The sequence below is a fragment of the Aquimarina sp. RZ0 genome, assembly GCF_008370685.1.
Taxonomy (GTDB): Bacteria; Bacteroidota; Bacteroidia; order Flavobacteriales; family Flavobacteriaceae; genus Aquimarina.
Genome location: NZ_VTZU01000043.1, coordinates 52412 through 63999, shown reverse-complemented (window position 1 = coordinate 63999; position 11588 = coordinate 52412). Strand labels below are relative to the sequence as shown.

Below are 11588 nucleotides of genomic sequence, written 5' to 3'. Positions count from 1 at the left end.
CGCAATCAAATTATATAACAATAAAAGATTACATTTATCTTTAGACTATAAAACACCTAATTACGTGCACCAAAGTGCCGCTTAAATTTTAATATTAATCTGTAGCCGTATTTTAGGACGTGACATAAAATGTAAAAACTGTAGGCAAGTAGTTTTGAAAAGTTTACTGATTTCATAATTTCTTGAGTTTTCTTTTTGTGTGTTAAATTCTAATAGGTTAAAGTTATAGATTAAAGTAGCTCAGGATATGTGGTGCTTCTTACAAAAGTGGAGTATTACAACTTTATTTTTACACAAATTAATTATAATCAAGTACTTAAATAACAAAGATCAACAGCTAAAAGTGGGTTTTCAGTGTTATTATCCCATAACCGATATAGATATATGACAAAAAAACTACTGTTTATATTTAATTAATTTAAAGAATATGGAAATTCATTAATAATATGGCATAATTTATTAGCTCATCTTGAGTAATGGTTTAATAGGTTCATCATTATGAACTTATGAAGTACGTCATTGTGCATAGAATTTATTATTGGTATAAAGTGCCGCAATGACAAAAAAATAGAGTATCACATTAATAATCAATAAAATAACACATTACAAAATTACTTCTATTCTCTTAGCATTTTCAGAATTCCAATCAACATTAAAACTTACAATCTTAGTCTCTCTATTCCAGTCAAAAGAAATTGTATTAGTTCCAATTGTTATTGAGTATGGAGGTGTTTCTATATGATGAATATTTACAAAAATCTTGCGATGAGAAGTGGTGTACAATCTACCGGTATCTGCTACCAGGTCTATAGAAAGCTTCTTTGGATTGACCGTACTGCTGAATGTAAGTATTTCATATTTTCCTTTCTCATAAGCATTGGGAGTCTTACCATCATCATCATAAAGCTTTCCTTTACTGGTTTTTACTGTAGCATCATGATAGTAATGTAACTCGAATTCTTTTGTAGTATATAATCCCGTATGCTGCACGGGAGCTATCATAGGGATAAAAGATCCTCCTTTTACAAATACTGGAATATGATCTTCTCTACTGACCACAGTACTATAATTGCCCCCTCTGTATCTTTTTCCTGTAAAAAAATCATACCAGGTAACCCCTCTAGGAAAATACACCTCTTTTGATATCACTCCTGGTTTTATAATTGGAGAGACTAAAAAATTATCCCCCCATAAATAAGTGTCAGAAATTCTTTTTAGTTTTCTATTTTCTGGTTCTTCAAAAAACAAAGGTCTCATCAAGGGAACACCCGTTTGATTATTATCAAAAGCTATTGTATAAGTATATGGTAAGAGTTTATATCTGAGTTCGATACTTTTTTTGACAAGGCTTTTTGTTTTTTTATCATGAAATACTGGTTCCGGTGCGATATGTTCCTGACCGTGTGGTCTGTAAATAGGTTGAAAAACTCCATATTGCAACCATCGAGTATATAACTCAGCATCAAAAGTTTCTCCTCCAGCAAATCCTCCCAGATCAGAATGCATATATCCCAATCCCTGCATGCCCATAGACAGTGCAATTTCTGTTTGTGGTTGCAACCCTCCCCAACTTCTGTTTACATCTCCAGACCAGGGGATCATACCAAATCGTTGAGATCCAGAATATCCGGCACGCATTAAAATAAACGGACGTTGCTCCGGAAAATCTTTTTGATATCCTTGATGTAATAATCGTGCCCAATCATGCCCATAAATATTGTGAACTTCATCAGCAGATCCAATAGCATGCACTAAATCAGATGGATGTACTTCTGGTTCTCCCAGGTCTCCCCACCACCCTGATATTCCATAGTGCTGAGTATATGTTTTATAGATATTCCAGAACCAGTCTTTTCCTTTTTGATCATAAATATCTATAATCCCTGTATTCCCAAAATAAAAATCATACCTAAACGGATTACCTAATGAATCTTTTGCCAATATCTTTTTGGCCACTGCTTCTTCCCATTTTTTTGACGTAGACAGGACAAAAGGCTCTGTAATTAAAATAGTTTTTATTCCTTCTTTTTTGAAGTCATTAATCATTTCTTTAGGATTGGGAAATGAATCTTTTAAGAATTCCAGATTCCCCATATGTCCTTTTATTTCTTTTCCGAACCAATAAATATCCAAAATTATTGCATCAAGAGGTATACTATCTTTTTTGAATCTGGCAACAATATCTTTTGTTTCTTTCTCTGAATGGTACCCAAAACGGCTGGCAAAATTTCCAAAAACCCAACGAGGAGGCAGTGGTTGTTTTCCTGTTAAGTCTGTATATTCATCCATAAGATCTTTCCAATGATCCCCAACAATTACCTGATATGTTTTTCTTCCGTTTATAGTTTCATAACTTAATGTATTATCTTTTTTACTATCAATATCTAAAAACCCAATTGGGGCGTTATCAAAATGAACAGCATACATTTTGGAAGATAATACCAACGGCATCGTATAATTCATTAACTCTGAATGATTTTCATACCCATAATGCGCTTTGTTATATAACTGTAAACGGTTTCCTCTTCTATCCATACCCACTACTCTGGCACCTGCTCCATAAATGACTTCTTCTTTATCCAACTTAAAATTAAGAATCTCTGTAGAATCTGTTTTCACATATCCTTTATTTTCAGAGATTAGCTCTTTCTCCTTATAGGTATATGAAATATGAAAAGGGACTTTGGTTATATGAACCTGAATACCATCAGAACCGTATATAATGGTAGTATCTGTTTCTGTTACTTTGGCATTTATATCTTTTGTATTCAGAACTACTGCATGTGATATCGGGTTAAAAACTTCTCCTTTAGGAATAAAAGAAGTCTCTACAATTTTATCAGAATATAGTTTAATTATATATGCTCCATCCTCTCTTGTTATTTTTATAAACTTATCCTTAGAATATGTATCGATATTGGTTATAAAATTGTTGGAAGTTTGTTTACAAGAACTTGTAGTAAACATAAGTAATCCAAAAAATAAAATGGAGAGAAATCTTAATTTCATAGTAATTTGCTGTTTTCTGAAACGGATACTACTCAAATATAAGAGAATCCTAATAGATTGAAGATCATTTGACATACACCAGTATAAAATTATCGAATCTTTAGTTATTTGCTTTTTATGTGAAGAAAACCACAACAAGTAACGAAAACGTTTTAGTTAGGTTTTGAGGCACCAGAGACACCTATCGTAATCTAATTCATACAAGGAGATCAGAAAGGTAAAATACCTAACCTTATCCTAAACATTTAATCAAAGACACTAAACAATTTGGTAATACTTACGCCCTACTTTTAATGTATTATTCATAACTAACTTAATCGTATCACGTATGAAAAAGTATTCACTCCCGATTTTTATGTCAAAACAAAAAATACTATACTCAGTATGCTGCTTTGGTTTATTCTTTTCGTTTTCTTCTTTTGCTCAAACTCAACATGTAAAAGTTGAACAGCAATTCGATATACCAGTAGATAAAAATTATGAAGAAAAAAACTATGATAAAAGTTTAGGTACCTCTTTCCGAAATTTTGGTGATCTTTTGGTTTCTCGTGCGGTATTAAATGCAGCAAGTTTTGCGGAGGGTCCGACCTCCGGATTATATATTGGTGATGATCCTATAAATAACCAAACACTTCCTTTTATCAATAAACAGCCTATTCAGGGTTTTTCTGCAGTACTCAATAATTTTGATGGAACTTTTACGGCAATGTCTGATAACGGTTTTGGCAGCATCGAAAATTCTGCCGACTATAATTTGCGTTTATACATAATTAAACCAAGATTTGAATCTTTCTTTGGTGGTCAGGGAGATATTCAGGTTATTGATCATATTGAACTCAGCGACCCAAATGGTTTAATTCCTTTTGCCATCACAAATAGTTTCTCTCCCGAAAGAATCCTTACCGGAGCTGATTTTGATATTGAAGCGATACAAAGAACCCATAATGGAGATTACTGGATTGGTGATGAATTTGGTCCTTTCTTATTACATTTTGATAAAAACGGAATATTATTAGACGCTCCCTATGCTTTACCTGATTTAGACACTCCCGGAAAAGAACTGCGATCTCCTCAAAACCCATTTAGTGAAGAAGCTAGTGCTATTAGAATCATGAATGCTATGAGATCACACGCACAAACGTATGGTAGCAAAACTCCTGTAATGTCGCCTTGGTTTGTAATGCTTGATGATGGTGATGAGACTACCCAGGTAGGCAGTAGGACAGCACCTCCTACTGGCTTAGCTGAGGCTTCTAGTGAATTATTTAATATTTCTTCATTAAACAAAGCAGGTCATCCAGTAGTCGTATATACTGTAAATGATGCCGAAAACATGACTCGTCTATTAGATTTAGGATTGCAGGGAATTATTTCTGATCGCCCTGATATTCTATTAGAAGTGGTACAAAATTTTGATAAAGATCAGGATGGACGGGCTGATTATATAGATGCTGATGGACTGATTGATGTTAGCTTGTTTGATGCACAGGGACATCGTGGAGCTAGAAATTTACGTCCTGAAAATACATTACCTGCTATGGAAGCTGCTTTGGATTATCTAATGTCGACATTAGAGACAGATTGCGGTATTACATTAGACGGAATCCCTGTACTGGATCATGATCCACATATTGAAGCTGCCAAGACTCGTAAAGCTGATGGTACTTCATATAATTTTGAAGATGAAGTATTGGTAAAAGATCTTACATTGGATAGTATACAACGTACTTTTATTGCAGACAAACTATTATCAGGAAGACCCGCACAGACCAATGATACATCATTATCGCCAGTTTCTGTAGCTTTCGCTAATCAAAAAGGGTTTATAAATCCTTATATAATGCCTTCGTTACAACAATTATTTGATTTTGTTGAGTTTTATGTAGCATACTACAAAAACGGAGCAGGCGCCACTGATCCCGATGCCGAAAAACGTTGGAAAAATGCTGCAAAAGTACGTTTTAACATTGAAACCAAAATTAATCCGAGAACAGATCTTGATGACCGAGGAGCTATTTTTGCAGAAAGAACTTTTGGTCCAGAAACATTTACTACTGCTATTGCAGATGTTATTGTTGCTAATAATCTAACAGATCGCGCAGATATTCAAAGTTTTGATTTCAGAACTTTACTCCTTGCGCACAAGCAGTATCCATCCATAAGAACGGTATGCTTGTTTGGAGATTTTCCAAAAGTTGGAGAAGCTGGTGATGGTACAAACTTACAAGATCAAAACGGAGAAAACACACCGTGGTTAGCAGGTTTATACTGGCCTTACAGAACCACAAAATCAGACACTCCATTTAAGGTAAAACGAAGTGGTGGTTTTGAAGGAATGGCATTAACGACAGATCAAAAAGCCCTATTACCACTATTAGAAAAACCCATAGAAGGTAGTGAAAATAATAATTTATTAATCCACAAATTTGATCTTACTACTAAATCATATACTAATAAAAAGTATGAATACCCACTAAACGAAAGAGCAACTGCTACCGGTGATTTTATTATGTTTAATCAAAAAAGAGGACTCATTATAGAACGAGATGGTTCTCAAGGTGATCTTACTGGTTTTAAAGCTATTTATGAAATAGCTTTAGACGAAGATTCTACATTTATAACAAAACGACTAAATGTAGATTTACTAAAAATAAGAGATCCTCGCAGAATTTCTGAACCCGGGCTATCTGGTGATATAGGAATTGGCAGAGACTTTGCATTTCCATTTGTGACGATAGAAAGTGTGGTCGTATTTAATCCATTTCTAATCGGTGTGCTCAATGATAATAACTACCCTTTTAGTATAGGTAGACATGTGGGTGCCGGATTACCAGACGATAATGAATTTATATTACTATGGCTGGATGAGCGTTTAGGATTGCCGTGGAACGATGCTTCAGAAAATTCTCAAAAAGTAAACGCCTCTGATTTTAAAGTATATCCAAATACATTTACAGAGCAAGTAACTTTTTCTACAACAAAAAAGAATATCGAATCTATAACCATCGATATTTTTGATGTCTCTGGAAACCTAATTAAAAGAATCAGCCCTAAGAATTTTGACCGCGGTAATTTAGAATATACCTGGAATGGTCAATCAGATACGGGAGTCGAAGTTTCTACCGGAGTATATTTTGCTATTATAGAAGTAAATGGAGAATTCATTAAGAAAAAAATTCTTAAAAAATAATACCCGTTCTTAGATAAAATCACCGTAGACTGAATCAAGTTATTTTTTAATTCAGACGAGAAAGAAAATTCATAGATAGCAGCGCTATTGATACTTTTTATTTTGAAGTGTGAAACAAAAAGAAATGATTTTAGTCGGTAATTTCATTTGAGAAATGGTCTACAATCATAATTAACCAGCTTATTTTTTTATACCACAACAAAAAAGACCTGTCTATACCATAGACAGGTCTTTTTAAATCAAACTAAATATTCGATTTTTTTACGTGTCGATACTGTGTCCTTTTACATTCTAATTTTTAGGATACAAAAATGATTTTTCAACTTCAAAATCGACAATTCCATCTTTTCTCAAATCATAAACAATAAATAATTGCCCCCAGTAGACCCCATCTGTAAAATCGGCGATAATCCATTTATGATTGAGCAGGTGAACTTTATTAATTGCCATTTTACCTTCCATACCAACAAAAGGAACAATCGGATTATCAACACCAGCCTTATTCTGACTTATGATTTGATCACTTATTGTCAGACTTAACTTTTTTGCATCATATCCTTGTTCTTCAAAATAATTGATTGCTTCTTCATCAGTTTCCATGGAAAAATAGGTCATATCCAAAATTTTATCTATCAACGAATCCTTTTGATTATCTCTGGAAATAATTACTTTTTCTTTTTCTTCTATTTTTGCCATTAGATTCTCAATTTTACCATCATAAGACTCTTTGGCCTTTTTAGCATTCATAAATTGAAATAATATAAATAGTAATGAAAAAATAAATAAGTATAAAAAAATCCTGCTTTTCATAAATTAGATTATAATTTTTAGATTATCGTAAGCTATAAATACATTTTTGGGTAATTGTTGCTGAACTTCTTCATGAAACCCCAACATATGACTTATATGAGTAAGATAAGCTCTCTCCGGTTGTATTTTGACAATAAATTGTAATGCTTCTTCTAAATTAAAATGTGAATGATGTGGTTCTATTCTTAACGCATTAATTACAAGAACCTTAACGCCTTTTAATTTTTCTATTTCTTCATCCTCTATAGTTTTTACATCTGTTAAATATGCAAAATTTTTAAATCTAAAACCAAACACTTGCAGACGATTGTGCATTGTATCTATAGGAATCACATCCAGACTGCCTAGTGTAAATGGTTGGTTAGTCAGTTCATTTTCGATAACACTAGGCGCACCTGGATATTTATTTTCAGACGAAAAAATATAATTAAATCTGTTTCTTAAAACGTTTAGCACTCTCTTATGCGCATACACAGGAATATCGCCTTGTCTAAAAAAGAATGGACGAATGTCATCCATTCCCATCGTATGATCTGCATGCTCATGAGTAAAAATAATACCATCGATTTTTCTTACATTATTGTTGAGCATTTGTTGCCTGAAATCAGGGCCACAATCTATTACATATGTATAATCATCCCAAGATATCAAAACAGAAACTCGTAATCGTTTATCTCTAGGATCCTTACTAAGGCATACAGGGTGATCACTCCCTATAATCGGAATTCCCTGCGATGTCCCAGTACCTAAAAATATAACCTCCATACGATATTGAATGACAGCAAATGTAATTATAATTTTTTTGCTCAAAAAGTAATTCATTCTCTACACGCTTATTTATATAAAATATAAAATATAAAAATTTGCAGTGCGTTCTATTAATTATAGTCAATCTATTAGTAACTTTACATTAAACAAAAAAAGCCCATTTCACTATGCCTATTACTATTATGGGAGACAAAGAATTCGAATCAGTCCCCTCACTTAAAAGTAAAGCTTTACGTATTAATTTAAACGCTAATATCTACGGAACTTTTGCAGAAATCGGTGCCGGTCAGGAAACGGCTCGCAATTTTTTTAGAGCTGGAGGTGCTTCTGGTACTATAGCAAAAGCAATGAGTGCCTATGATAAGGATTTTAGTGATGCTATTTATGGAATAGAGGATGATAAACGCTATGTAACCGAAGCACGTTTAAAAAAAATGCTACAGCACGAAAGTGGTTTAATTGAAAAACGGATTAAAAGAGAAAAACATCCAAATAAATTATTTTTTAGTTATGCTAATACAGTAGCAACAATTGATTTTGCGAAAAAATACAAAGGACATGGTTGGGTAGGCATTCGATATCAGACAAAGCCTGATGAAGATTATAACGAAATAATATTACACATTCGTTTTCATGAAAACGATGCCAAGCTACAGCAAATGACACTTGGAGTATTGGGAGTAAATCTTATCTATGGTGCATATTATAAATATGATAATCCAAAAAAATTGTTACGCTATTTATATGACCATCTGGACAAGGATCAAATAGAAATTGATACGATCAACTTTTCGGGTCCCAGATATAAAAAAGTAGATAATAGATTGATGAGTTTGCAACTAGTCAAGAATGGAATGACAGAAGCTGTTATGTTTGGTCCCGATGGAAACAATATTTTACCTGGTGCCATATTATACAAAAAGAACATTCTGGCAATGAGAGGAAGCTTTAGACCAGTAACTAAAGTAAATATGGATATCTACAAAAAGTCTCTTAACATGTTTCTCAATGAGAACAAAGTAAATAAGGATAAGACAGTTGAAATTTTTGAGATTACACTATCAAATCTAAGAGCAGAAGGAGAGATTGATGAAGAAGATTTTATGGCAAGAGCAAGATTATTATGTTCCCTGGGGCAAACAGTTATGATTTCTAATTTTCAGGAATATTATAAAGTGGTAGAATACTTTTCTAATTATACTAAAGAACGTATGGCATTAGCCATGGGGGTTAATAATATGATTGATATCTTTGATGAGAAATATTACCGCCAACTCAGTGGTGGTATTCTTGAAGCTTTTGGAAAACTTTTCTTTAAGGATTTAAAAGTATATTTATACCCATTAAAAGATCAAGAAACAGGAATATTGACTACTAGCGAAACACTCAAAGTACATCCTAGAATGAAAGAATTATATAAATTCTTCAAACATAATGGTAAACTACAGGATATCACGGATTATGATGATACTATTATGAATATTTTTTCTAGGGAAGTCTTACAAAAGATACAAAATGGAATTCCAGGTTGGGAAGATCAGTTACCAGAGCTTATTCCTGAAATGATCAAAGAGAATAACTTGTTTGGTTATAGAGAAACTGAAACAGCCTAAAAGCATAATACGTCATTGTATTATATAGCAAAAGGATTTCTACAAATATTCATAAAAATCCTTTTGCTTTTTTATTTATAATATTTGAGCAGCATGATCTTTTGTCTTCACTTTGGTAATTACATCAGATAAAACTCCATTTTCATCAATTACAAAAGTAGTACGATGGATTCCATCATATTCTTTACCCATAAATTTCTTAGGTCCCCAAACACCAAATGCTTCAATTACATTTTTATCTTCATCCGCTAATAAAGGGTACGGTAATTCAAACTTATTTTTAAAGTTTTGTTGTCGTTTAGCACTATCGGCGCTTACACCTAGAATTTCATATCCCTGAGACAGAAATGTCTGATAATTATCTTTTAGATTGCACGCTTCTGCAGTACATCCAGGTGTACTAGCTTTGGGATAGAAAAAAACAACTAGTTTTTTCCCTTTATAATCAGACAGTGTAATTGTATTTCCATCCTGATCTAATGCTGAAAATTGAGGAGCCTTATCTCCTGCTTTTAATGTAGTCATTTGCAAATGATTTTATGTGAACTAAAAAATTACCGTTTGTTTAATATTTTTTCATAAAATTAAAACAAAAAATAATTATAACACTTCGTTTTATCAAAAATTTAGCCCTTGAAATTCTATTTGCCCCCTTCAAATATTTCATACTTTAGCATAAAATTTATAATACAATGACCAAACAGGAAAAGGTAGATTTTACAATTAAAACACTTAAGGAATTATATCCTAGAATTCCTATACCACTAGACCATAAAGATCCATACACTTTATTAATTGCAGTATTAATGAGTGCTCAAAGCACAGATGTTAGGGTCAATAAGATTACTCCGCTCTTGTTCAAACGAGCAGATAATCCATATGCCATGGTAACATTATCTGTAGAAGAAATCAGAGATATTATCAGGCCTGTAGGACTAAGTCCTATGAAAGCCAAAGGAATTCATGGGCTTTCTCAGATATTAATAGACAAACATAATGGGGAGGTTCCACAAAGTTTTGAGGACCTAGAAGCACTACCTGCTGTAGGTCATAAAACAGCTAGCGTAGTTATGTCTCAGGCTTTTGGTGTTTCTGCTTTTCCTGTAGATACTCATATTCATCGCTTATTATATCGATGGGGATTTAGTAATGGAAAAAATGTAACACAAACAGAAAAAGATGCCAAACGATTATTTCCTAAGGAAATCTGGAATGATCTACATCTACAAATTATTTGGTATGGTCGAGAATATTCGCCTGCAAGAGGATGGAATCTTGAGAAGGATATTATAACAAAGACTATAGGAAGAAAAACGGTAATTAACGAATACCTAAAAAAATAAGAGACCTATTTTTGGTAGGTCTCTTATAAAAAGTTTAGTTTTAATTTAGAAGCGCTTCAAACTTCATATTTTTGTAATCTATAACACTTAAAGCTTTTGAATAATTCAACAGTAAATCTACTGTTATTCTCTTTGGTACTAACTGCTGTTCTTCTTTGTGAGAAGATGACGTAAAGTAAAATTTTGCCATATTACTAATCTTAAAATAAGGGTTATTTATAATAAATAACGAGGCAAACAATACTTTATTGTATAAATAATTGTTAATTTGTCAAAACGATGTTATTTTTTTCAATAACCTTTCTTAGATTGATCAAGGCATATCTCATTCTTCCAAGCGCAGTATTAATACTTACTCCCGTTTTATCAGAAATTTCTTTAAAACTCATATCTCTGTACATGCGCATAACCAGTACTTCTTTTTGATCTTCTGGTAACTCCTGAATCAGGTTACGCAAATCTTCCTCTACCTGATCTTTAATGATTCTCTTTTCTGCATTAAGATCTCCATCACTGATAATCGAAAAAATACTAAATTCTCCATTATCTTCGAATTTTGGCATACGATTTCCTTTTCTGAAATGATCAATGACCAAATTGTGCGCAATGCGCATTACCCACGGTAGAAATTTTCCTTCTTCGTTATATTTTCCTAGTTTTAGCGTTCGAATTACTTTTATAAAAGTATCCTGAAAAATGTCTTCTGACACATCGCGATCAAAAACTTTGGAATAAATAAAACTGTAAATACGTTGTTTGTGACGCTCAATTAAAGTAGATAAGGCACTTTCGTCCCCTTTAATGTAACTGTTTACCAATACAGCGTCTGATAGAGTGTAATCTTTCATACTATTA

General features: G+C 32.8%; 8 protein-coding genes. 3 read left to right on the top strand and 5 right to left on the bottom strand.

What is annotated here, in order from left to right; translation table 11 throughout:
* Nucleotides 1–603: 603 nt before the first annotated feature.
* Entirely contained in the window at nucleotides 604–3009 is a 2406-nt protein-coding gene (locus F0000_RS16860) for a TIM-barrel domain-containing protein (protein ID WP_149625901.1), read from the bottom strand.
* A gap of 328 nt (nucleotides 3010–3337) precedes the next feature.
* Here F0000_RS16860 and F0000_RS16855 point away from each other — a divergent pair, with 328 nt between their 5' ends.
* On the top strand, nucleotides 3338–6199 hold the full coding sequence (locus F0000_RS16855; protein ID WP_149625900.1) for an esterase-like activity of phytase family protein: 2862 nt from the start codon (nucleotides 3338–3340) through the stop codon (nucleotides 6197–6199).
* 291 nt (nucleotides 6200–6490) lie between these two features.
* Here F0000_RS16855 and F0000_RS16850 read toward each other — a convergent pair whose 3' ends face one another.
* Nucleotides 6491–6946: a hypothetical protein gene (locus F0000_RS16850; protein WP_255452779.1), complete on the bottom strand. Its 456-nt coding sequence runs from the start codon at nucleotides 6944–6946 to the stop codon at nucleotides 6491–6493.
* Between the two features lie 66 nt (nucleotides 6947–7012).
* Entirely contained in the window at nucleotides 7013–7774 is a 762-nt protein-coding gene (locus tag F0000_RS16845) for an MBL fold metallo-hydrolase (protein ID WP_149625902.1), read from the bottom strand.
* A 170-nt stretch (nucleotides 7775–7944) separates the two neighbouring features.
* On the opposite strand from F0000_RS16845, the gene F0000_RS16840 reads away from it, so the two are divergent.
* A complete protein-coding gene (locus F0000_RS16840) occupies nucleotides 7945–9390 on the top strand; it encodes a TonB-dependent receptor (RefSeq protein ID WP_149625898.1) in 1446 nt (481 codons plus the stop codon).
* A 75-nt stretch (nucleotides 9391–9465) separates the two neighbouring features.
* On the opposite strand, the gene bcp is transcribed toward F0000_RS16840, so the two are convergent.
* Nucleotides 9466–9915, bottom strand: a complete 450-nt coding sequence (gene bcp, locus F0000_RS16835) for a thioredoxin-dependent thiol peroxidase (protein WP_149625897.1) — start codon at nucleotides 9913–9915, stop codon at nucleotides 9466–9468.
* Between the two features lie 167 nt (nucleotides 9916–10082).
* Between bcp and nth the strand changes: the two genes are divergently transcribed.
* A complete protein-coding gene (gene nth / locus F0000_RS16830; protein ID WP_149625896.1) occupies nucleotides 10083–10733 on the top strand; it encodes an endonuclease III in 651 nt (216 codons plus the stop codon).
* 263 nt (nucleotides 10734–10996) lie between these two features.
* Here nth and F0000_RS16825 read toward each other — a convergent pair whose 3' ends face one another.
* Entirely contained in the window at nucleotides 10997–11581 is a 585-nt protein-coding gene (locus F0000_RS16825; protein ID WP_149625895.1) for an RNA polymerase sigma factor, read from the bottom strand.
* Nucleotides 11582–11588: the final 7 nt, after the last annotated feature.

Bases quoted from the DNA above. Each gene is read 5' to 3' on its own strand.
- F0000_RS16860 (WP_149625901.1), bottom strand. From the start codon at position 3,009: ATGAAATTAAGATTTCTCTCCATTTTATTTTTTGGATTACTTATGTTT.
- F0000_RS16855 (WP_149625900.1), top strand. From the start codon at position 3,338: ATGAAAAAGTATTCACTCCCGATTTTTATGTCAAAACAAAAAATACTA.
- F0000_RS16850 (WP_255452779.1), bottom strand. From the start codon at position 6,946: ATGAATGCTAAAAAGGCCAAAGAGTCTTATGATGGTAAAATTGAGAAT.
- F0000_RS16845 (WP_149625902.1), bottom strand. From the start codon at position 7,774: ATGGAGGTTATATTTTTAGGTACTGGGACATCGCAGGGAATTCCGATT.
- F0000_RS16840 (WP_149625898.1), top strand. From the start codon at position 7,945: ATGCCTATTACTATTATGGGAGACAAAGAATTCGAATCAGTCCCCTCA.
- bcp (WP_149625897.1), bottom strand. From the start codon at position 9,915: ATGACTACATTAAAAGCAGGAGATAAGGCTCCTCAATTTTCAGCATTA.
- nth (WP_149625896.1), top strand. From the start codon at position 10,083: ATGACCAAACAGGAAAAGGTAGATTTTACAATTAAAACACTTAAGGAA.
- F0000_RS16825 (WP_149625895.1), bottom strand. From the start codon at position 11,581: ATGAAAGATTACACTCTATCAGACGCTGTATTGGTAAACAGTTACATT.